The 21,454-nt window shown below is 66.1% G+C and carries 16 protein-coding genes; 5 read left to right on the forward strand and 11 right to left on the reverse strand.

Annotated elements, in window-relative coordinates; translation table 11 throughout:
- Positions 1 to 86 precede the first annotated feature (86 nt).
- Positions 87 to 2,009 (forward strand): PAS domain S-box protein, encoded by a 1,923-nt coding sequence (locus tag M3N53_10085; protein MDP9068674.1) that lies wholly within the window; start codon positions 87 to 89, stop codon positions 2,007 to 2,009.
- Here M3N53_10085 and M3N53_10090 read toward each other — a convergent pair.
- The 8 genes from M3N53_10090 to M3N53_10125 all read right to left on the reverse strand — a co-directional run bounded on the left by M3N53_10090 (position 2,006) and on the right by M3N53_10125 (position 13,273).
- On the reverse strand, positions 2,006 to 3,469 hold the full coding sequence (locus tag M3N53_10090; GenBank protein MDP9068675.1) for a sugar transferase: 1,464 nt from the start codon (positions 3,467 to 3,469) through the stop codon (positions 2,006 to 2,008). The genes M3N53_10085 and M3N53_10090 overlap by 4 nt on opposite strands.
- 173 nt (positions 3,470 to 3,642) lie before the next feature.
- Positions 3,643 to 5,244 carry an alkaline phosphatase family protein gene (locus M3N53_10095; protein ID MDP9068676.1) on the reverse strand — a complete coding sequence of 534 codons (1,602 nt, stop codon included), beginning with the start codon at positions 5,242 to 5,244 and terminating at the stop codon, positions 3,643 to 3,645.
- A gap of 96 nt (positions 5,245 to 5,340) precedes the next feature.
- Positions 5,341 to 6,378 carry an iron-containing alcohol dehydrogenase gene (locus M3N53_10100; protein MDP9068677.1) on the reverse strand — a complete coding sequence of 346 codons (1,038 nt, stop codon included), beginning with the start codon at positions 6,376 to 6,378 and terminating at the stop codon, positions 5,341 to 5,343.
- Between the two features lie 25 nt (positions 6,379 to 6,403).
- A complete protein-coding gene (locus tag M3N53_10105) occupies positions 6,404 to 7,174 on the reverse strand; it encodes an NTP transferase domain-containing protein (GenBank protein MDP9068678.1) in 771 nt (256 codons plus the stop codon).
- Positions 7,162 to 9,117, reverse strand: a complete 1,956-nt coding sequence (locus tag M3N53_10110; GenBank protein ID MDP9068679.1) for a DUF4012 domain-containing protein — start codon at positions 9,115 to 9,117, stop codon at positions 7,162 to 7,164. The genes M3N53_10105 and M3N53_10110 overlap by 13 nt, the downstream gene beginning before the upstream one ends.
- Positions 9,118 to 9,222: 105 nt before the next feature.
- Positions 9,223 to 9,915, reverse strand: coding sequence for a hypothetical protein (locus M3N53_10115; GenBank protein ID MDP9068680.1), 693 nt, complete (start codon positions 9,913 to 9,915; stop codon positions 9,223 to 9,225).
- Positions 9,916 to 9,953: 38 nt separating this feature from the next.
- Positions 9,954 to 11,165, reverse strand: coding sequence for a hypothetical protein (locus tag M3N53_10120; GenBank protein ID MDP9068681.1), 1,212 nt, complete (start codon positions 11,163 to 11,165; stop codon positions 9,954 to 9,956).
- Positions 11,166 to 11,284: 119 nt separating this feature from the next.
- On the reverse strand, positions 11,285 to 13,273 hold the full coding sequence (locus M3N53_10125) for a methylmalonyl-CoA mutase family protein (protein ID MDP9068682.1): 1,989 nt from the start codon (positions 13,271 to 13,273) through the stop codon (positions 11,285 to 11,287).
- 146 nt (positions 13,274 to 13,419) lie between these two features.
- Between M3N53_10125 and M3N53_10130 the strand changes: the two genes are divergently transcribed.
- The 3 genes from M3N53_10130 to M3N53_10140 all read left to right on the forward strand — a co-directional run bounded on the left by M3N53_10130 (position 13,420) and on the right by M3N53_10140 (position 16,890).
- Entirely contained in the window at positions 13,420 to 15,159 is a 1,740-nt protein-coding gene (locus tag M3N53_10130) for a 3-hydroxybutyryl-CoA dehydrogenase (GenBank protein ID MDP9068683.1), read from the forward strand.
- Positions 15,160 to 15,226: 67 nt separating this feature from the next.
- Positions 15,227 to 15,967, forward strand: a complete 741-nt coding sequence (locus tag M3N53_10135) for a sulfotransferase family protein (GenBank protein MDP9068684.1) — start codon at positions 15,227 to 15,229, stop codon at positions 15,965 to 15,967.
- Complete coding sequence (locus tag M3N53_10140) at positions 15,967 to 16,890, forward strand: aminotransferase class IV (protein MDP9068685.1); 924 nt, start codon at positions 15,967 to 15,969, stop codon at positions 16,888 to 16,890. The genes M3N53_10135 and M3N53_10140 overlap by 1 nt, the downstream gene beginning before the upstream one ends.
- 485 nt (positions 16,891 to 17,375) lie before the next feature.
- Here the strand turns inward: M3N53_10140 and M3N53_10145 are convergent, their stop codons facing one another.
- The gene (locus M3N53_10145; protein ID MDP9068686.1) at positions 17,376 to 17,651 is read right to left on the reverse strand and encodes a hypothetical protein; all 276 of its coding nucleotides are present in this window, start codon (positions 17,649 to 17,651) and stop codon (positions 17,376 to 17,378) included.
- Positions 17,648 to 19,243, reverse strand: coding sequence for an acyl-CoA carboxylase subunit beta (locus tag M3N53_10150; GenBank protein MDP9068687.1), 1,596 nt, complete (start codon positions 19,241 to 19,243; stop codon positions 17,648 to 17,650). The genes M3N53_10145 and M3N53_10150 overlap by 4 nt, the downstream gene beginning before the upstream one ends.
- Before the next feature lie 132 nt (positions 19,244 to 19,375).
- On the opposite strand from M3N53_10150, the gene M3N53_10155 reads away from it, so the two are divergent.
- Positions 19,376 to 20,344: a hypothetical protein gene (locus M3N53_10155; GenBank protein ID MDP9068688.1), complete on the forward strand. Its 969-nt coding sequence runs from the start codon at positions 19,376 to 19,378 to the stop codon at positions 20,342 to 20,344.
- An 8-nt stretch (positions 20,345 to 20,352) separates the two neighbouring features.
- On the opposite strand, the gene purM is transcribed toward M3N53_10155, so the two are convergent.
- Complete coding sequence (gene purM, locus M3N53_10160; protein MDP9068689.1) at positions 20,353 to 21,441, reverse strand: phosphoribosylformylglycinamidine cyclo-ligase; 1,089 nt, start codon at positions 21,439 to 21,441, stop codon at positions 20,353 to 20,355.
- Positions 21,442 to 21,454 lie beyond the last annotated feature (13 nt).

A 21,454-nucleotide genomic window follows, 5' to 3' on the forward strand; every position in this document is an offset into this window, starting at 1 on the left:
GCACGAAGCGTACTCCTATAAGGTTCTCCAGGCGAAGGCGGCGAGAGGCCCCGACTGGGGACTCACCAAGAGACGAAGGCACGGCCATGGCGGACCCTAGGTGCATCGCGTACACGTTGTTCGATCTGAACCCCGACGCGGTCTTCTGCGTTAGCCCGGAAGGGCTGGTCACCGATGTGAACCGCGCCGCGGAGAAGCTGGCGGTGCGGACCCGAGACGAGCTCGTGGGACACCCGTTCGTGGAGTTCATCAGCCCCGGCGCACTCGATCAAGCGCGCGCCTTGTTCGGCCGCGTGGCAGCCGGCGAGGAAGTCGTGCACGAGAACGTCACGATGCGCACCAGCGACGGGGAAGACCGGGTGCTGGATGTCAGCGCCTACCCGAGCATCACCGAAGGCAGGCTCGCTGGCATCTGCGGGATAGCGCGCGACATCTCCGATCGAGTTCGCGAACGTGAAGAGCTACTTGCGGCGCAGCAGGCTTTGCGCGACAGCGAGGAACTCCTCCGGCAGCTGACCGACAACATCGAGCAGATCTTCTACGTCGGGAGTGTCGATACCAGCGAGCTGCTTTATCTGAGCCCCGCCTACGAGACCATCTGGGGGCGGAGCCGCGAGGAGGCGCTGACGACGCCCTGGCGGTGGTTGGAGGGGGTTCATCCGGAGGATCGCGCACGCGTCCGCCGCCTCGCGGAGGAGGGCTGTGGCGGCTTCGATGTTGCTTACCGCGTGGTGAAGCCGGACGGCTCGATCCGCTGGGTTCAGGACAAAGGGTTCTCGGTGCGCGACGAGCATGGCGAGGTGATCCGCGTCGCGGGTGTCGTCGAGGATGTGACCGAACGCAAAGCGCTTCAGGAGCAGCTCCAGCAGGCTCAGAGGATGGAGTCGGTCGGGCGTCTCGCCGGCGGCGTCGCGCACGACTTCAACAACCTGCTGATGATCATCTTGAACGCCGCCGAGTTCGTGCGTGAGGGGATCGCGCTGGACGACCCGGCGCGCCAGGACATCGATGACATCGTGGCCGCGGGGCAGAAGGGCGCGGCGCTGGTTCGTCAGCTCCTGACCTACAGTCGGCGACAGCTCGTGAACCCGAAGGTTCTCGACGTGAACGACATCATCAACGAGATGAAGGACCTGCTCCAGAGAAGCCTGGGCGAGGACCTCATCCTGACCGTCAAACAGGAGCCCCGTCTTCCGCAGACCCGCATCGACCCCAACCAGCTGCGTCAAGTGATCATGAACCTGTTGGTGAACGCGCGCGACGCTATGGGTCAGGGCGGCATGGTCACGATCGAGAGCTCGACCGTGGCGCTGTCGGAGGACCTGGAACCGGGTTCCCCAGCCGGTTCCACCGCTGGAGCCGGTGGCCGCTACGTCTGCATCGCCGTGAGCGATACCGGTCGGGGTATAGATCCGTCGATCATCGACAACATCTTCGAGCCCTTCTTCTCCACGAAGCCGATGGCGGAAGCCAGCGGGCTCGGGCTCTCGACCGTTTACGGCATCGTCACCCAGGCCGGCGGCAGGATCGCGGTTCATTCGGAGCCGGGGGTCGGCGCCACCTTCAAGGTCTACCTGCCGGCGGAGGAGACGCTTGCGGCACCGGCGCCCTCGGCGGCCCGACGCCGCAGCCACGGTGGAACCGGAACCGTCCTGGTGGCCGAGGACGATCCTTTGGTCCTCGGCGTCGCCAGCAGGATCCTCAGCCGGCGCGGGTTCGAGGTGCTGCATGCGGCCACGGGCAAGGAGGCGCTCGACCGTTGCAGGCAACACGACGGCGTGATCGACCTCCTGCTCACGGATGTCGTCATGCCGCTGATGTCCGGCCGCGAGCTCGCAAGTCACGTCAAGGTCCTGCGGCCCGAAACGAAGATCCTCTATATGTCCGGCTACAGCGAGGACATGATCGGGCGGCACGGCGTCCTGCAAGAGGACGAGAACTACATGCAGAAGCCCTTCACCTCATTGGAGCTCCTGGACAAGATCGAGGCGGTCCTGCGCGAACGTTAGTGCGCGCCCTCGGCGGTGAACACCGCGCGGAAGGTGCGCCACAGTATCCAGAGGTCCAGAGAGAGCGACCAGTTCTGGATGTAGAAGAGGTCGTAGCGGATGTAGTCGGAGAAGCTCGTCTCCGTCCGTCCACTCACCTGCCACAGTCCGGACATCCCCGGCTTCACCTTGAGCCGGTTGCGCACCCAGTCGTCGTACTGCTCGACCTCGGACGGCAGCGCGGGACGTGGGCCGACGAGGCTCATCTCGCCGCGTAGCACGTTCCACAGCTGCGGCAGCTCGTCGATCGAGTACCGGCGCAGGACCTTCCCGACCTTCGTCACTCGAGGGTCGTCGGCGAGCTTGAAGAGCAGACCCGGTCCCTCGTTCAGGTGCTCGAGCTCTGCCCGGCGCTCCTCGGCGTCGGCGTACATGGAGCGGAACTTCCGGCACTCGAAGAGCTCGCCGTCGCGGCCGACGCGGACCTGTTTGAAGATCGCACCGCCCTCCGAGTCCCTCTTGATCCAGATCGCAACGGCCGCGAGCAACGGGAACAACAAGAGCAGCCCGAGAGCCGACCCAAAGATGTCCAGCGCTCGCTTCATAGTCTTCTGAGCGCGATCCATGCCTGTCCTGCGAACGTAGAGCAGCGGGACCCCCGCGACCGACTGCACGATCATCCGTGAGGCCATCAGGTCGATCGTGCCGGAGGTGATCTGCAGGTCCACGTCGATGTCCTGCAGCTCCCAGAAAAGACGATTGAGCCGAGTTGCGTCGAAAGCCGACGCTGCGACCAGGACCAGGCCCGCGTCCCTCTGCTCGATTAGATCGCGCAGTTGCGCGGTGGTGCCGATGACCTTCCTCCCACCCCCGGCGTCGCTACCGACCGACACGTCGTCGTCGACGAACCCGAGGATCTTGTAGCCGAGCCAGCCTTCACGCTCGAGTGCTTTCGCTACGGTCCGCGCCTCTTGGTTGGCTCCCAGCACGATCGTGCGCGTCGTGTCGCCGCCGCGTCGGCGCAGGAAGTGGAGCGTCTTTCGAACCAACAGTCGCTCGCCGCCGACCGCGAAGAATCCGGTGACCATCGCCAACAACGCCCATCCTCGGGCGAGGTTCATGTTCGTGATGGAGTCGGTGATGAAGATCGCGACCGTCCCGGCGACGACGCCATGGAACACCTGCTTGAACTCGTTCACGGGACCCAGGACCTGGCGTGGCTCGTACAGGCCGTACAGATAGAACAACAAGATCCAGACAGGGATCGCAACCAGCGTGATGGTGGTGTAGTCCCACCGCGCCGTGGGGATGGCGCCCATGATCTCGAATCGGATCACCGATGCTCCGAAGAGCGCGACCGAGATCGCAAAGGCATCGGCGAGGACTCGCAACGCGATCCTCTTGGCGCTGCGCCGCTGGAGCGGCTGTCGGATGCTCGTCTGCTGCGGGTCCAACACGACCGCAGGTGCAGGCTGGGCCATTAGCGCCCCGGCCGACGAACATCTTGGGGGTTATGGCGGCGAAAAGGCTGCGCCTCGCGGCCTTCTCGGTCGCCTGGATACGCTCCGGTATCCAGGCTCCCTGCGGCGTTGCGATGCTTGCTTTTCACTCGCCATAACCTCGCAAACGTCATCGGCCTGGGACGCGAGCTCCCCTAGAGGTAGCCGAGCCCCCTCAGGGACTCCTCGATGATGGCCTCTTCCTCGGCCGAGTACGGCGAGGCCTCCTCTTCCTCTCTGGATGATAGGGGGGCAGTGGTCTTGATCGGCCGATCCCGGAGCATCTCCGGCTCCAGCGCGTCGGTGAGGACGTGACCGTCCAGCTCCTCGGGCACCTCGAGCCCCGCCAGGTAGAGAAGCGTCGGCGTCACGTCCATCACGGAGCCGGCGAGGTCGCGCCGGCGGCGCACCCCCGCGCCCGACACGATCACGATCCCGTCAGGGTGGTGAACGCCTCGAGGCAGATGACGCAGATCGGTGAACGCGTTGCGATGGAAGAGCTCGTCATCGAGCTCGAAGCGATGGTCCCGCAGCACCGGCAGGATGTCGGGAGCGCCGTCCAGCTCCGGTCCGCGGAACACCTCCTCGGACCTCCACACATGGTCCGTAACGGGCGCTCCATCTGGAGCACGCAACGTCTCGAACCGCCGTATCAGCTCGTTCTTGATCGAAGCGAGCTCAGACGGCTCGACGATCCCGTGCCTCTCGCGCCCCTTCAGGTTCACGAAGACCCCCTGCTGTGGGATCGGCGATGCGAACGCCTGCGTTCTGCTCCAGTCGATCGCAGCGAACGTGCGGCCCTTGGCCTCGCGGGCCAGCTTGCGCGGCAGGAAGCGCTTGGCGAGCGGCACCAGCTTGCGCGCTGCATCGCTCTGCATCAACGCGGCTGACCCTTTGAGCTTCAGGTATCCCCATTCCGCCAGCAACGCATTGATGTGAACGCTGACCTCCCACGCGGTGAAGCCGTGGTCGGAGCAAACGACGATGCCACCTTCATCCGCGTAGTCCTCGAGCAACCCGACTACCCGGTCCATCGCCTCGAAGCAAGCCACGACCGCGGGGCGCAGCCGAACGCCCTCTGGGGAGTCGTAAAGCTCGTCGGCGGGGTTCATGTAGCGGTAGTAGACGTGCTGTAGCCGGTCGGGAGCCTCGAGCACCGAGAACACGATCTCGGGCGCGTCGAGCTCCAGCAGTCGCCGCAATACCTCTTCACGTTGGCGGATCGACCCCAGAGCTCGCTCGCACAGCGCCGCGTCGCGCCAGTCTTGTTCGTAGTTGGCGCTGACGTCGACAACGTATCCCGGCGCCCACTCGAGGATCTTTTTCTCGTGCTCCGCCGGATACACGAAGCCGCGTTGTTGCTCGCCGTAGCCCGGCGTCATCATCCCGGAGACCATCCAGCCGTCCAGCGGGCGCGGCGGATAGGTCAGGGGCAGGTTGTAGATCCCGGCTCGCACGCCTTGCTGGTTCGCGATCTCCCAGATCGTCGGCGCCTTGATCTTTCCCGAGTGCACCAGCTCTTGTTCGTCCTGGGCGTGCCCCTGGAGGAAGCCGTAGATGCCATGACGCCCGGGGTTCACCCCGGTGGCGGCTGACGTCCACGCAGGCGGCGTATACGTGGGAACGGTCGACTTCAGCGTCCCCCACGCCCCCTTGTCACGGAGCGCCTGGAGCCGGGGCATCGCGCCACCCTCGAACATCGGCTCCAGGAGGTGCCACGCCGCCCCGTCGAGTCCGATGACGACGCCGTTGCTCATGCGCCGCATCCTAGGTGGAGCGCGTTTTGAGCGCCGCTAGTCCGTCCGGTATGAGCCCTTGCGCGGTCGAACACGCGGCTCGGCCCAGGCTTCGCGCTAGTCGCTCCAGATCTTGCGCACGAGCGAGCGCACGCTGGGTTCGTCGAGGTCTGCGTCTTCCAGGATCGTGAAGCGCCCCGGTCGCGTCTGAGGGGCGTGGAGCAACAACTCCACCATCGCGTTCTCGTCCAGCCCAAGCTCGGCAGGTGTCTCCGGGAGCTGGAGGCGGCGAAGCCGCGTGCGGAATGCGTCGGTGTCCTCGCCGTAGAGGGCCACGGAAACTATGCAGCCGAATGCGACCTGCGCGCCGTGCAGGGCTCGGCCCCCATACAACTCGTCCAATGCGTGTGAGATCTCGTGTTCGCCGCCGGAGGCAGGGCGGGACGTACCGGAGCAGATCATCGCCATCCCCGACAGCACCAGCGCGTCGCACAGCCGCCGGTAGAACAGCGGCTCGTTCGCAGAGATGCCGGGATCCGTGTCGAGAACCGGCGCGATCAGCTCGAACGACTCGACCGACAGGTCCCACGCCCTCTGCTCCACATCTTCCAGACCCCGTTCCGCCGCAAGCGCCCAGTCTCGCAACGCGAGCGGGTTCGCCAGCAGGTCACCCAAGCCCGCCGCCAGCGACCGCACCGGCGAAGTCATCAGCGTCGGCAGCGAGACGAAGACGTAGAACGGCGCAAGGGCGCCGAGGCTCTCCGGCTTACCGTCCGCGCCGGGAACCACCGCTACCGGTGAGCAGATCCCGTCGTGAGAGAGCTGGGTCGGGACCGCGACGAGGGTGAGCCCAGCGCGCGCTGCAGCGAGTTTCCCAACGTCGAGACAGCGCCCCCCGCCGACAGCGACGATCGCGTCCGCTCCCGACCGCTTCGCGCGCGAGCCGAGGCTTGCCGCTGCGTCTTGGTCCGAACCTGGGTCGTGCCGTTCTGGGGGCCGGGGCCCTTCCAGCTTCGAGGCCAGATGCTCGCCGTGCACCGAGGATAGGACGAACGGCGCGTCGATCTCCCGAGCGCGAAGTTGCGCAGCCAGCTCGTCCGCCGCCGCGTTCTCGCCGCCGTCGGTTTCGTAGATGAAGACCTCGGGGAACTCCACTAGGCGCGGCCGCCCGCTGCGTGCGTCACGCTTGGGTGGAGGCAGCCTCCATGGGCTCCCATGCCGAACCGTGTCGCTCGATCACCGCGACGGCCGACGCGACGTCGCCCGGCTCGTCGACCTCCGCATACTCGTCCGGTCCCACCAGCGCGGCGCGGGCCTCGACGCGCGGCAGGATGGCGCCGTAGATGTCTTCGTAGTAGAGCGTCGTGGCCGATCGCCACTCGAGGTTCGTCGCGATGTGGGAATAGGCCGTGGCGGCTGCGGGACGGACGAGGGACACGCCCGCGAACTCGCCGTGGCTCCGGGCTCGGGTGAGGTCTTTGCCGATCGAAGCAACCCGGTCGCGTTGCAGCTCCACCCGCATGTCTTCCTCGTCTAGGCGGTGAGGCTCTCTCTTCTGTACGGCGAGGACAAGGTCGCCGCGGGTCGCTGCGGTGCGCGCGTATACGTCGGGGTGGACTATGACGTCGGAGTTGACCACCAACACGTCCATCCCGGGCGATTGATCGAGCGCGACCCGCAGGCTATGGAAGTTGCCCCACGACGCGTAACGCGCGTTGAAGACGTAGCTCACGTCGTCTGCGTTCCAGCGCCCGTTGACGAACTCTTGAACCGGCGCCGGCTCGAACCCGGTTACCACTAGAAGGTCCGTCACTCCCGCCTGCTTCAAGCCCGCCAGGATGTAGTGGAGCAGCGGTTCGTGCTCACCGAGGGGGATGAGGGTCTTTGGCCCCCGCCCGCCCATCCGAACGCCGCGGCCCGCCGCGAGCAGAGCGGCCCTTAGCTTCGCCACGAAACCTCCAACACGATGTCCTCCTTCAGCGGCCGATCCCACACGAGGTCGTTCCCCTCGCGCTTCCAGCCCTTGGCCGCGATGTCTTTCGCGCCTTGCGGGAGCCCGACCCGGACGATCAGCTGCTCCGGGCGGACACGCGGCTGTCGTTGAACCGTAAGCCGGTAGACCTTACGACCTGCTTCCTGGACGACGGCTCCCGGCGTCACGTAGCCCAGCCGGAACGTGCCGGTGTCGCCCGGCGGGATGTCCATGGTGGCCGTCCACACCTTCTTGCCCTTCTCGTAGTGCTCCGCAGGCTGGTTCGGCGACGGCCAGGTGGCGGCGCCCGGGGGGCTGTCGATTCGCACACCGTCGACGTCGGCGAGGCGCAGCTGGGCGTCGCGCGGGACGTAGACGTTCATCATCGGAAAGTGATGGCCGTTCGTCGCCGCGACGCGCCCCGTATCACCCATCGGGTACAGCGGCTGCGGGAAGAAAACCCTGTTCTCGATCGAGATCTCGGTCGTGACCGCGGCATCGTCGCCGTCGAACTGCACGTGCACGCGGTTCGCATGCTGCGTGAAGTAATCCAGCTTGTTGCCGCCGACGTTCTGTTCGACGACGTAGAGGTAATCGCCCGGCTCTTTCTGCTCTATCTCGCCGTCCCAGTTCATCCGTTCGATGAACCTCTGCTCTGCAGGGTCCGTCAGATAGACCTGCATGTGCTTCTCCCGCAATGCAGATCCGAACCCGTCGACCACCTCGGTTGGATGTTTGGGCTTCAGCATGTGGACGTAGAAGTCGTTCACCACGGCCTGTAGATGGTTACGACGCACTTTTGGGATCGGATACGAGGCATAGGCCTTGTAGAGGAGGAAGTGAACGATCCGGTCCTCATCGACGAAGACGTTCTTGCCGGTGGTCTTGAACTTGCCGACACCCGGCATCAGCTTCTCCATCAACATGGGGTCGACCCCGATGACGCCATCGATGTTTGGGAAGTTGGGAACCGCCGCCTTCGCGTAGTCCACCGTGAGCTTCGCGGACAGCGGCCAGTCGGGCGACCAGTTTGCGTTCCCGAAGCGTTGTGCGTCTTCGATCGTCCGCACGTACCAGGCGTCTTCCGGCAGCGCGATGTCGAAGGTCTTCCTGTTCTTGTCGATGTTGTAAACGGTGCCGCCGGTGTCTAGCAGCTCGGGCTTTCCATCGGCGATCTGCATCAATTTGAACTGAAGGAGCGCGCCGCCGGGGCCCCGCTGCTCCGCGGAGTTCTGCATGCCGAACAGGTACATCCGCGTCTCGTTCTCGCCGAGGAACCCGGGCAGGATCTGGAAACCCGCCTCCGCGTCGGCCAGTAGCGTGTCGGTCTGGCTCGCCTTGTCGATGCCGTCCGTGATCGCGGAGCGCGCCCTGCTCGGAAGGTTGGAGAGCTTCACCGCCTCGAGCTCCCCGCGCACGCCCTCGATCGCGGCCCTCACGCCCGAGATCGTCTCGCCTATCTCTCTGATCCGATCAATCCGTATCTGCGCGCCGCCCTCTTCATCCGTGGGGTCTTTCGCGATGACCTTCTCGGGACCTCGCAGCGCGTTCTGAGCGACGTCCAACGTGCCGACCGCAGCCTCGCCGGTCAGCTCCGCGGCCTTGATCAGGTGGTCGACCTCCTCCAGAGCTTCTCCGACGACCGGGAGCCCCGCCGCGAGGTCCAACACGGGCCCACCCTGGGCGTAACCGCTCCGCGCGCGCGTGGCGGCCGCGACGCCGGCGAGCGTCTCGTACCTTGCCTCCTTCATCGCCTGCGCCTGGAGCTTGTTCTCGGCCTTCTTGAAGTGCTCGGACGCGTCGAGAAGGCCGGTCGCCAGGTCCCACGGCGCGGACAGCATCGACACCCACAGCCAAGTGGCGGCCAACGCTGCCACCACGACGGTGGCGCTGACGACGCCGATCCTGTTCTCGGAAGCCATGGCCCTATGTTGAGCCATGCGGCGCGAAATCCCGGACGCAGCCGGCCCCGGACGCGAAACGAGCCCCCCTGCGGGGGCTCGCCGCCTACTACAACAGCAGGTTAGTTACCGCGGGACCTTGTAGGTCGTGGTCCAGATCGCCGAGTCGATGACGGTGCGGTCGCTGGAGCGCTCCGCCACGTGGCTGGTCCAGCATGCAGCGGCTCCGAGGCAGAGCGTGGCCGCGTCGCCGGCCCCGGCCGCGATCACGGAGCCGGTCTTCGCCTTGACCGCCTTCATCGGAACACTGAAGGTGAAGGACTTGGACGCCGGATCGAACTTTCCGGGGATGTAGCCGAGCGTCTTGCAACCGACGAGGCTGACGGCGCCGACCGTCGTAGCGCCGCACTCGCCCTCGAGGCGGAAGAAGCCGTCGGCATAGACCTTGCCGATCTGGTCCATGTTCGACTGGTCCGCGGGGTTCGGCTTTCCGATCTCAGCTGCCTTCGCCGTCACCCGGAAGCTCTCGCCGTTGACCGCGAAGGCCCACAGGAAGCGGACACCCTCGGGCAGCGTCTTGAACGGCGGCATCGCGGAGCTCGTCACCGTGAAGTCCAGGTTCGCCTTGTTCTTGGCGATCGCACCGGAGACGAGGTCGAACCCGCCCTGCTCGGAGCCTGGGATGGGCTGCTCGAAGAAGGTGGCGCCGGAGTCTCCGGCGTTGTCCGTCCACACCGGCTTCGCCTTGGCAGCCCCAGCGGGTGAGATGAGAGCAGCGGCTACGGCGGCTCCCAGCAGCAACGTTGCAATCTTGCGCATCTTCGTCTCCTGTCTGACCTTGTGTGTGTGCCGGTTACCTACTGCTTGCCTGTGTAGCGAAGGATGTCGATGCCTCGGTAGTAGTCGATCGCGTAGAGGATCTCGTCGTTCGCCCAGTAGATGGCGCCGGTCTCACCCGCTAGCGGGATGAAGTAGCCCACCTCGCTGATCTTGCCCTTGGAGCTGACGTCGAAGAACCTCGTCCCGTGCTGGAAGAAGGCGGCTGCAACGACGCCTCCGTTCTTGAACTTCGGCGAGGCCTCCAGCCAGTGCGACGAGCAGCCACCGATGCCGGGGTTCGCGGGCGGGTTGCCGTCGGTGTAGGTGCCGTTCTTCGCGTAGTACGAGTCGATCATCGTGAAGGTGCGCGTCTTCTTCCACTTCGAGGCGTCCCAGGTCATGAAGGCGCCGCGAGACGGGTCCTCGCTGCAGCGTGGGGTGAGGTTCCGCTCGCCGCCCATGAGAAGGAACTTGTCCTTGCCCTGGTTGGGCCAGCGACCCGAGTGGATGAAGCGGCCGTCAGGGTTCGAGCCGAGCGCCAGAAGCTTGGGGTTGGTCGGGTCCTTGCGAGCGTCGAGCAGCATGATCGGCTGCGTGGCCGTTAGGACGATGCCCGGAGAGATCTCCTGCACGTCGTGGCCGCCGCTCGTGGGAAGCCCGTCGCCCCACTTCTCCTCCATCAGCTCCGGCTTCGCCGGGTTGCGGAGGTCGTGGATGTTGCCGTCGGAGCCGTAGGCCCAGGTGCAGTCCAGGATGCAACTCTGCGTGTGCTGGCCGCCTTTGGCCGTTCCGATGATGCGCGGGTTCGTCTTGTCCTCTACGTCGATGACGTAGAGCGTGTTCGTGCCCTCGTGACCAACCGTGTTCGGGACCACCATGATCTTGCCGTTGGTGTCGATGTCCTCGCGGCTCAGCTCGAACTCCTGCGGCATCGGGACGACGCCGGTGAGCTTCGGGTTGATCGGGTCCTTGATGTCGAAGATCATGATCTTGTTCTGGTCGTTCGCGTAGAGGTACTTGCCGACGATGCGCGCGCCGACGGCGTCCTGCGAGATGAGCACGTTCTTCACAAACTCGACGTTCTTCGAGAAGACGCCCGTCTTGGCGCCCGTGGCGTCGGGTAGCAGCGAGAAATCGGCGCGGGCCGTATAGGCGTTGGTCGTCGCGACCGTGGCCGCACCCGCGCTGGTGGTGGTGGCGCCGAGCGCCATCAAGAGCGCCCCCATGAGCAGTGCGTAGGTCTTGCGCATCTGGTTCGTCCTCCCGCGTTTTCCGTGGCTTGTAGCGGGATGGTTCGACCTGGGCCCGCTTCCTCCTGCACTGCGGAGAAGCCACCCCGGCGCTGGCGGCGGCGCCACGGAGCCCTGTGCTAGGAGGCGGGTTGCGGAGCTATCAGGTCGGCGATCTCGCCGATCATCCGGCTGAGGTCGAAATCCTTGGGGGTGTAGACCCGAGCCACCCCCAGCTCTCGCAGCTTGCGCTCGTCCTCTTCCGGGATCACGCCGCCGACGACGACCGGGACCTCTGCGGGATCGATACCCTCGGCTTTCAGGCGGTCCAGGACCGCCGGGACCAGCAGGTTGTGGGCCCCGGACAGGATCGACATCCCGATCGCGTGGACGTCTTCTTCGACCGCGGCCCGGCTGATCTGATCGGGCGTCAGCCGTATCCCCTGGTAGATGACCTCGAACCCGGCGTCTCGTGCCCGCAGCGCGACCTGCTCGGCGGCGTTGGAGTGCCCGTCCAGGCCCGGTTTGGCCACCAGCATCCGCAACTTGCCGACGCCCGCACGCTCCGCCGCAGCTCGTACCTTTTCTCGCGCCTGCTCCAGGCTGGCCGGCTGCGCACCCGCCAGGTGGGCCCCCATGCCGGTCGGCGGCCGGTATTCGCCGTAGCTCTCGCGCAGCGCGTCCGCCCACTCCCCGGTGGTGGCGCCCGCCTTGGCCGCCTCGATCGAGAGGGGGAGCAGGTTCTCGTCGCTTCCGGCAGCGCGCTTGAGGCGATCCAGTGCGGCCGCCACGGCGGCGTCGTCCCGCTCCTCTCGCCACCGCTCGAGGCGCTCCAGTTGCTCCGCCTCGGCCGCGGGATCAACACGCTCGAACGCCAGCTCGTCGAGCCCGGCGACCAACGGGGAAGGCTCCGTCTGCTCGTAGCGGTTCAGCCCCACCACGATCTGCTCCCCGGCCTCGATCGCCCGCCGGCGCTCGGCGTGCGCGGCAACGAGCTGCTCCTTCATGTAGGAGATCGCCTCGACCGAGCCGCCCATCTCGAGCACCTTCTCGAGCTCCTCCCAGGCCGCCGTTGCGATCTCGTCGGTCTTGCCCTCGATGACGACGCTTCCTTCGAAGATGTCGTCGTACTCCAAGAGGTCGGTTTCGTAGGCAAGGATCTGCTGAGCGCGCAGCGACCACTGCTGATCCCACGCACGGGGAAGACCGAGCGCCTCGTTCCAAGCCGGTAGCTGCACGGCCCTTGCCCTCGCGTCTTTCGACTGCGTCACCGCCAGCATCTCGAGCATGATTCGATGGATGTTGTTCTCCGGCTGTGCTGCGGTGAGCCCGAGCGAGTTCACCTGCACGCCGTAGCGGAAGCGGCTGAACTTCTCGTCCTCGATGCCGTAGCGCTCCTTGGTCACGCGCTCCCACAGCCGCCGGAAGGCGCGCATCTTGCAGGTCTGCTCGATGTAGCGGATGCCCGCGTTGCAGAAGAACGAGATGCGCCCGACCAGTCGCGGGAAGTCAGACTCCTCCACCCGCCCCGTCGCCTTCACCGCGTCGAGCACGGTGATGGCATTCGACAGCGCGTACGCCACCTCGAGCACCGGGTCGGCGCCCGCCTCCTGCAGGTGGTACGAGCAAACGTTGATCGGGTTCCACTTCGGCGCCTCGTGAAGCGTCCACGTGATCAGGTCCGTCGTGAGGCGGATGGACGCCTCCGGCGGGAAGATATGGGTGCCGCGGGAGAGGTACTCCTTCAGGATGTCGTTCTGCGTCGTTCCTGCGAGGTCGGAGTGCTTCGCCCCTTGCTCGTCCGCGACGGCCGTGTACAGCGCAAGCAGCCACATCGCGGTCGCGTTGATCGTCATCGAGGTGTTCATCTCGCCCACCGGGATGCCGTCGAAGACCGCCCTCATGTCGCCCAGGTGGCAGATCGGCACGCCCACCTTCCCGACCTCCCCGGCGGCCATCAGGTGGTCCGAGTCGTATCCGGTCTGCGTGGGGAGGTCGAACGCCACCGACAGCCCCGTCTGACCTTTGGCGAGGTTCGACAGGAAGCGGGCGTTCGTGGCCGCGGGGCTGGCATAGCCGGCGTACGTCCTGAAGATCCAGGGACGGTCGCGGTCCTCACTCGATGTCATAGCAACTCAATCGTAGGCTCTGCTAGCTCGACCCACCGAAGGTTTTGAGCGCGCGAATGGCCGTATAGCGACCACGCGCGCGCTCAAAAGGAGAGAAGGAGCGTCTTTTGGAGATACGCAAGGTCGGAGTTGTCGGATGCGGAACGATGGGTTCCGGTATCTGCGAAGTCAGCTCCCGGGCGGGTTTCGACGTCGTCTTCTCCGAGATAACTACGGAAGCCGTTGCAGCGGGCCACCAGAGGATCGAAGGCAGCGTCCGAAGAGCTGTGGAGCGCGGCAAGATGGACGCCACCGAGGCCGACGAGCTATTGGGGCGGATCAGCTCGACGACGGACAACTCGGATCTCGCCGACTGCGACCTTGTCTTCGAGGCAGTTCCCGAGCAGCTCGAGATCAAGAAGCAGTTGTTCGCACAGCTGGACGAGATCCTGGGGCCACAGGCCATCCTGGCGACGAACACGTCGTCGCTGCCCGTCATCGACATGGCGGTCTCGACCAAGCGTCCTCACCGCGTGATCGGGTTCCACTTCTTCAATCCCGCGCAGGTGATGAAGCTCGTCGAGCTGGTTCGCACGGTGGCGACCGACGACGACGTCCTGGAGGCCGCCCGCGGGTTCGCGAAGCGACTCAACAAGACACCTGTGGTCGCGCGCGATCGCGCGGGGTTCATCGCCAACCTGTTGCTGTTCCCCTACCTGAACTCGGCGACGCGTATGTACGACGGCGGGTTCGCGTCGCGCGAGGACATCGACGCTGCGATGCAGCTGGGATGCGGCCACCCCATGGGACCTCTGGCGCTGCTCGACCTGATCGGTCTCGACTCCTCCTACGAGATCTGTGAAGCGCTGTGGCGGCAGTTCCGCGACGACCAGGACGCGCCGGCTCCGCTGCTGAAGCAGTTCGTCGTCGCGGGGTACCTGGGACGAAAGACGGGGCGGGGCTTCTACAGCTACGAGAAGCCGGAATCTTCGAAGGTGGTGGATGCCGCGCTCGATGGCTCCGCACACACCGCGTCGGGGATCGGAACCGTGGGTGTGGTGGGCACGGGCCTCATGGCGTCGGGTATCGCCGAGGTCGCCGCAAAAGCGGGCAACGAGGTCATCCTGCGCGGCCGCAGCGAAGCGTCGATCAAGCGAGCCAAAGGCGCCGTGGAGAAGAGCCTCACCCGCGCCGTCGGGAAGGGGAAGCTGGAGCAAGACGAAGCCGACCGCATCCTCGGCCGTATCACGACGACGCTCGAGTTCTCCGACCTCGCCGAGGTAGACCTCGTGGTCGAGGGCGTCGCCGAAGACCTGGCGGTGAAGACTGCGATCTTCAAAGAGCTAGACGCCTCGGTGAAACCCGACGCGGTCCTAGCGTCCACCACCTCGTCGTTGCCGGTCGTGGACCTGGCCGCGGTCACGTCACGACCCGACCGCGTCGTGGGGCTTCATTTCTTCAACCCCGCTCCGATCATGAAGCTCGTCGAGGTCGTCCGAACGGTCGCCACGGCCGGCGATGTGGAAGAGCGCGCGATCGCGTGGACGAGAGAGATCGGCAAGCATCCCGTCCGCTGCCGAGACCGCGCCGGCTTCATCGTCAACTTCCTGCTGTTCCCGTACCTGAACGACGCGGTCCGGATGCACGAGGAGGGCTACAGCACCCCCGAGGACATCGACGCCGCGATGAAGCTGGGGTGCGGCCACCCGATGGGGCCGTTCGCGCTGATGGACATCGTCGGCCTCGACGTCACCTACGCGATCCTGAACTCGCTGCACGAGGAGTTCCGCGAGCGCCGCTACGCGCCCGCGCCCCTGCTCGAGCACATGGTGCGTGCGGGCTACCTGGGCAAGAAAACAGGCCGCGGCTTCTACGACTACTCCGGCATCACCGGCCATAGCCGGTGATGCTGCAGCACGAGTGGTCCGGCGCAGCCGGCCACGACTACTCATAGAGCATCGGGAGGTCTCCTCCGTGACGACACGCATCAATTGCTGGTCCGGCCCCCGTAACGTCTCCACGGCGTTGATGCGCAGCTTCGCCCAACGCTCCGACACCCGCGCCTACGACGAGCCGCTTTACGGCCATTACCTCTTCACCACGCGCGCGCCGCACCCTGGTCTGGACGAGTTGATCGCGGTCCTCGAGACCGACGCCGGCGCGGTCATCCGCGAGCTGATCCTGGGTCCTTGCGATCGCGACGTGATGTTCTTCAAGCAGATGGTTCACCACCTCACCCCGGACCTCGACCTGGGGTTCCTGGACCAGTGCGTGAACGTCTTGTTGATCCGGGACCCTGCTGAAGTCATCGCCTCCCTCGTGAACCAACTTCCCCAGCCGACGATGCGCGACGTCGGCGTCGAGCGCCAGCTCGCGCTCTTCAGGGACCTCCGATCGCGAGGTCAAGACCCACCCGTGCTGGACTCGCGGCAGCTGTTGCTCGACCCAGAGCCCGTCCTGAAGGAGCTCTGCAGCAGGGTCGGCATCGCATGGGATCCGGCCATGCTCTCGTGGCCGTCCGGCCCACAACCGGAGGACGGCGTCTGGGCCAAGTACTGGTACGACAACCTGCACAGCTCGACGGGCTTCCAGCCGTACCGCGAGCGGAGCAGACAGGTGCCGGATCATTGTCGCGAGCTGCTGGCGGAATGCCGCGCGCATTACGAGGAACTGATCCCGCACGCCATCGTCGCCGTTCCGGCTGAGGCCTCCTAGTGGCAGCGCGGCGCTACCGGCCCGAAGACCTTCCGGATCCGCGCAACGCAGAGATCCTCGTCCATGTGGACGGAGAGCTCGTTCCTCGCGATGAGGCGCGGGTGTCGGTATTCGATTCCTCGGTTCAAGGTGGCGACGCGGTGTGGGAGGGCCTCCGCGTCTATGACGGAAAGATCTACGCCCTGGATCGTCACCTCGATCGGCTGTTCGCGTCCGCGCACGCGTTGCGCTTCGAAGGGATCCCGTCGCGCGACGAGGTACGGAACGCGGTAGTCGATACCTTCACCGCGAACGGGATGTACGACGGCGCGCACGCGCGCCTGACCCTGACCCGCGGGCCCAAGATGACGTCGGGGATGACGCCGATGAACAACCGGGCCGGGTGCACGCTGATCGTTCTCGCCGAGTGGAAGCCGCCGGTGTACGGCGACACTGGGATCCGCCTGATCACGTCGTCGGTGCGGCGCAACTCTCCGGCCACCCTCGACTCGAAGATCCACCACAACAACCTCCTCAACAACATCCTGGCGAAGATCGAGGCGGACGTCGCGGGCGCCGACGACGCCCTGATGCTGGACCTGCAGGGGTTCGTCGCCGAGACGAACGCCACCAACATCTTTCTCGTGCGCAACGGCGTCTTGGTGACCGCTTCCGCGGATGCGTGCCTTCCCGGGATCACGCGCGGCATCGTTCTCGAGCTCGCAGGCGCCGACGGCATGCGTGTGTCCGAGCGGAACGTCTCCTTATCGGAGGTCTACACGGCGGACGAGGTCTTCACGACAGGCACCATGGGTGAGCTCACACCGGTGCTAGAGGTAGACGGCCGCACGATAGGCACCGGCGAGACCGGCCCCATCACGAAGCGTCTCCGCGACCTCCACCGCGACCACACCCGCACAGAAGGCGAACCCCTCCCGACGTGACCAGCTCTGGCCGTCGCGCAGACCGGGGTGGAGGACCGGGCCGGGACGCTCCGGGCGCAAAACCGAGGCGCCCTCCGGAACCCGAGCCGATCCTCTTGCCCATAGAGATCACCCCGCCCGGGCGCAGAGCTGTGCAACGAGCGGAGGGGCTGCCGGCGGCGCAACCGTGCAACGAGCGGAGGCGGTGGCGTGTACGGGTTTGAGCGGACCGTTCGGAGGGCGACGTCGTCCATAGCCAGACAAACGACTGCGACGTCGCCTGGAGCCGAGGGACGCCGGCGCGACCAGGCGCCCGCCGACCGTGTCCAGCGATGCCCGTGCCGCCACCGGAGCGGGGACCGGCATCCTGGCGGAGCTACTCCAGCATCACCGGCTTCAACGGTGATGCTGCAGCACGAATGGCCGCGTCAGCGGCCATGACTACTCCAGCATCACCGGCTTCAACGGTGATGCTGCAGCACGAATGGCCGCGTCAGCGGCCATGACTACTTGGCGTCGCCTCGGCCGTTTAGCCCTGGGTATTCGCGGCCCCCGAAGGGGAAGCGCGTGGAGAGACGCCACGCGTCCGCGCTGTCGAAGCGGTCGCGGTAGTCGAAGTTGCCGAGTCGCCGGCCCTGCGCGCGGGCCGCGCGCTTCCACACCGACGCGGCGCGGGCTCGACGTTCCTCCTCGATCATCTTCTCGAGTGCAGCCTCGACCGCGGCGCGCTCCTCGGCGCTGGGATCGCCCTCGATCGAGACGATGCGCAGCTTCGGCTTCACAGCGCGATGTTGCCGTGCTTGCGCTGCGGGATCGTCTCCCGCTTCGAACGGAGCATCTCGAGCGACTGCACGAGCCGCTGGCGCGTCACCTGTGGCTCGATGATGTCGTCGACGTAGCCGCGCTCGGCCGCGACGTACGGGTTCGAGAACCTCGCGCCGTAGTCGTCGATCAGCTCCGAGCGCTTCGCCTGTGGATCGTCTGCGGCCGCGATCTCTTTGCGATGGATGATGTTGACGGCACCCTCGGCCCCCATGACGGCGATCTCGGCCGACGGCCACGCGAACGAGACGTCCGCGCGGATGTGCTTTGAGTTCATGACGACGTACGCCCCGCCGTAGGCCTTGCGGGTGATCACGGTCATGCGGGGGACCGTGGCCTCGCTGAAGGCGTATAGGAGCTTGGAGCCGTGTCTGATGATGCCGCCGTACTCCTGCTCGGTCCCCGGGAGGAACCCGGGCACGTCCACGAACGTGACCAGCGGGATGTTGAACGCGTCGCAGAAGCGAACGAACCGTGCGGCCTTCGTGGAAGAGGTGATGTCGAGGCATCCCGCCAGCACCTGAGGCTGGTTAGCGATGACGCCGACGGGATGACCCGCCAACCGGGAGAAGCCGCACAGGATGTTCTGAGCCCAGTGCGGGTGCACCTCGAAGAACTCGCCGTCGTCGAAGACCGACGCGATCACCTGGTGCATGTCGTACGGCTGGTTCGGCGAGTCCGGGATGAGGTCGAGGAGCTCGTCGCACGATCGCATCGGGTCGTCGGTCGGCGGGAAGTACGGCGGTGACTCGAAGTTGTTCGACGGCAGGAACGACATGAGGTAGCGGACCTGGCGGAGGCAGTCCTCGTCGTCTGCCGCCACGAAGTGCGCCACGCCGGACTTGGACGCGTGGCTCATCGCGCCGCCCAGCTCCTCCTGCGTCACGGTCTCACCCGTGACCGCCTTGATGACCTCGGGCCCCGTGATGAACATGTGGGATGTCTCCGACACCATGAAGGTGAAGTCGGTCATGGCGGGGGAGTAGACCGCCCCGCCGGCGCACGGCCCCATGATCGCCGAGATCTGCGGGATCACGCCCGAAGAACGGACGTTGCGATCGAAGATGTAGCCGTAGCCGGCCAGAGATGCGGCACCCTCCTGGATCCGCGCGCCTCCCGAGTCGTTGAGCCCGATCACCGGAGCACCCGTCTCTAGCGCGAGGTCCATGATCTTGCAGATCTTCTCGCCCATCACCTCTCCGAGGGACCCTCCGAAGACGGTGAAGTCCTGGGCGAACACGAAGACCTTGCGTCCGTCGATCGTTCCCCAGCCGGTCACGACCGCATCGGCGAGCGGTCGCTTGTTCTCGATGCCGAAGCCGTGGGAGCGGTGCCGCACGAGCATGTCGGTCTCGACGAAGGAGCCTGGGTCTAGGAGCTTGTCGACGCGCTCTCGGGCGGTGAGCTTTCCGCGATCGTGTTGCTTCGCGATCGCCTTCTCGCCCCCCGCTAGCCGCGCCTCTGCCTTCTTGCCCCGCAGCTCCTCGACGCGCTGTTCGATGGAGCGGCCAGGAGCCGGGGCTTCTAGGGGTTGGTCCTCAGCGGTAGCCATGAGGCCGCCCATCCTAGTGGCCGCACCCGTTCGGGGACCGGGTTCCCCTGGTCGGGGGAATCGTGCCAAATGGGACAGATTTCCGCCGCCGCCCGGCAGGGGAGGCGCCTGGAGGGGAGAACTCCCTCTGTCATGGGACTGAAGGCGTGGGTCGCAGACATCAGAGAGGTGCAGCGCAACCTCTCCGAGCTGCTCGCGGCGGACACCGCCGAGGAGGAGGCCGCAAGCCTCGAGCTGGCGCAGAGCGCCAGCCGTTTCTCGCGCCGTACGCGCAAGGTGGTCGACGACAAGCTGTCTTTCTCAGCGACTTTGATGCGAGCCGGCGAGGTCTCCGCGGCGACTCGGCTCCTCGCCGAGATCGAACGGGACGTACGTAGCGAGGAGATCGCCCTGATCGAGACCGTCAACGAGGTCAAGGTCGCGCAAGCTGTCCGGCGCGGCCGGATCACGCGGCTGCGACTGGCGCGTTCGTTCGCCGTCGCCATGTTGGGCGCTTGCGTGCTCGCGTTCTCCGCGGTCGGGATGGCGGTTGCCGGAGCCTTCGACGACCGCGACCAGGCACGGGCGCTGGCGCCGCTGCGGAGAAACGCCGCGGGCGCCGCGCGCATCGGTGCAGACGGTCGGCGGAGCCCCGCAGCGCAGCGTCTGATCCGACGCCTGCAGATCGGTAACGTGAAGCTGGTCCTGACGGCCGACGAATATCGTCGTCTCACCGCCCTGACCGGCGGAGACGTCGACCAAGCGGGTCTGAACGACGTCCTCGGGTTGCTGACCGGCGCTCTTGCACAGAAGGTCGAGCAAGCCATGACCGCGGCCTCCGACGTCGTCGATACGGCCGAGTCGACGCTGGCGATCGACGCCGCGCCGGCTGTCAAGAAGGTCAACCGAGTGAAGAAGAAGGCCGAGAGGCAGAGCGCGGAGGAAGCTCCCCCGCCCGAGGACGAAGGGTCCTCCCAGGGCGGCGCGGACCAAGGCTCCGGCTCGCAGCAGGAGCAATCGTCCGGCGAAGAGACACAACAGGAAGAGGAGAAGGAAGGCGACGAGGCGGGGAACTCCGAGGAGGGCGGCACCACTACGCCGGACCTCCCTACAGACGCCTGAGCGACTCCTCACAGAGAGCTGAAGCTGCTCTCTCCTTCTTCTAGCCGCCCACTCAAGCCCGCGGGCCTGATCGTGACCACGCCGGCGTTGTCATCGACCGTCCCGACCCTCTGCGCCCGGTACCCGCTGTCGCGTAGTCGCTCGAGCGCGTGGTCAGCTGCGTCCTCCGCAACGATCGCGACGAATCCGATCCCCATGTTGAAGACGCGATACATCTCTTCACTCCGGATGTCGCCGGTGCTCTGGATCAGCCCGAAGATCGGCGGGGGCCCCGGCAGCTCTTCGATGTCGTAGCCGACGGTGGCGTCGAGCCGGCACAGGTTCGTGAAGCCGTCGCTGGTGATGTGGACCAGCCCTCGCGTCTCGATCCCTGCGTCCCACAGCGCGGTCACCCCGCGTACGTAGATCTCCGTCGGTTCGAGAAGCTCTTCTCCCAGCGTTCGCCCGAGCTCGGCGATCTCGTCTCGTAGGGAGTATCGATCGAGCAACGTCTTTCGCGCCAAGGTGAGGCCGTTCGAGTGGATCCCCGACGAGGCGAGGCCGATGATCGCGTCCCCGACCTCGACGTCTTGGCCGAGCACTAGACGCTCCGGATGACAGGTCCCGATGCAGGTGCCCACGAGGTCGAACGCCGTGGGGTCGCCGTCGCTGCGGCCGTCGGACCCGATCACCTCTGGGAGCTGCGCGAGCTCACCACCGGGTATCGCGATCGAAGCCTCCTTGGCCGCGGCCCCCAATCCCCGCAGGATCTCTTCGGCGCGCCGGGCCTCCAGCGTGTGGACGCCCAGGTAATCCACCATCGCGAACGGCTTCGCGCCGACGCAGATGATGTCGTTGACGTTCATCGCAACACAGTCGAAGCCGATCGTGTCGTAACGGTCCAGCGCCGACGCGACGATGGTTTTCGACCCGACGCCGTCGGTCGAGATCGCGATCGCCAGATCGTCCGTCACCTTCAGGACGCTCGCGTACTGCCCGAAGCGGGTCAGGACCTCTGCGTTGGAGGGAAACGTGAGGGTGGGGCCGAGGTGACGCTCGATCGAGCCAAGCGCGTCGCCCTGTCCCCGGACGCCGGCGTCGGTATAGGTGCGGGTCACACTGGGACCGTAT

The sequence above is a fragment of the Actinomycetota bacterium genome (assembly GCA_030776625.1).
In the GTDB taxonomy this organism is placed as follows: Bacteria; Actinomycetota; CADDZG01; order CADDZG01; family WHSQ01; genus MB1-2.

Excerpts from the sequence above, each read along its gene's own strand:
- M3N53_10085 (MDP9068674.1), top strand. The coding sequence starts at position 87 with ATGGCGGACCCTAGGTGCATCGCGTACACGTTGTTCGATCTGAACCCC.
- M3N53_10090 (MDP9068675.1), bottom strand. The coding sequence starts at position 3,469 with ATGGCCCAGCCTGCACCTGCGGTCGTGTTGGACCCGCAGCAGACGAGC.
- M3N53_10095 (MDP9068676.1), bottom strand. The coding sequence starts at position 5,244 with ATGAGCAACGGCGTCGTCATCGGACTCGACGGGGCGGCGTGGCACCTC.
- M3N53_10110 (MDP9068679.1), bottom strand. The coding sequence starts at position 9,117 with ATGGCTTCCGAGAACAGGATCGGCGTCGTCAGCGCCACCGTCGTGGTG.
- M3N53_10115 (MDP9068680.1), bottom strand. The coding sequence starts at position 9,915 with ATGCGCAAGATTGCAACGTTGCTGCTGGGAGCCGCCGTAGCCGCTGCT.
- M3N53_10120 (MDP9068681.1), bottom strand. The coding sequence starts at position 11,165 with ATGCGCAAGACCTACGCACTGCTCATGGGGGCGCTCTTGATGGCGCTC.
- M3N53_10125 (MDP9068682.1), bottom strand. The coding sequence starts at position 13,273 with ATGACATCGAGTGAGGACCGCGACCGTCCCTGGATCTTCAGGACGTAC.
- M3N53_10130 (MDP9068683.1), top strand. The coding sequence starts at position 13,420 with ATGGGTTCCGGTATCTGCGAAGTCAGCTCCCGGGCGGGTTTCGACGTC.
- M3N53_10150 (MDP9068687.1), bottom strand. The coding sequence starts at position 19,243 with ATGGCTACCGCTGAGGACCAACCCCTAGAAGCCCCGGCTCCTGGCCGC.
- M3N53_10155 (MDP9068688.1), top strand. The coding sequence starts at position 19,376 with ATGGGACTGAAGGCGTGGGTCGCAGACATCAGAGAGGTGCAGCGCAAC.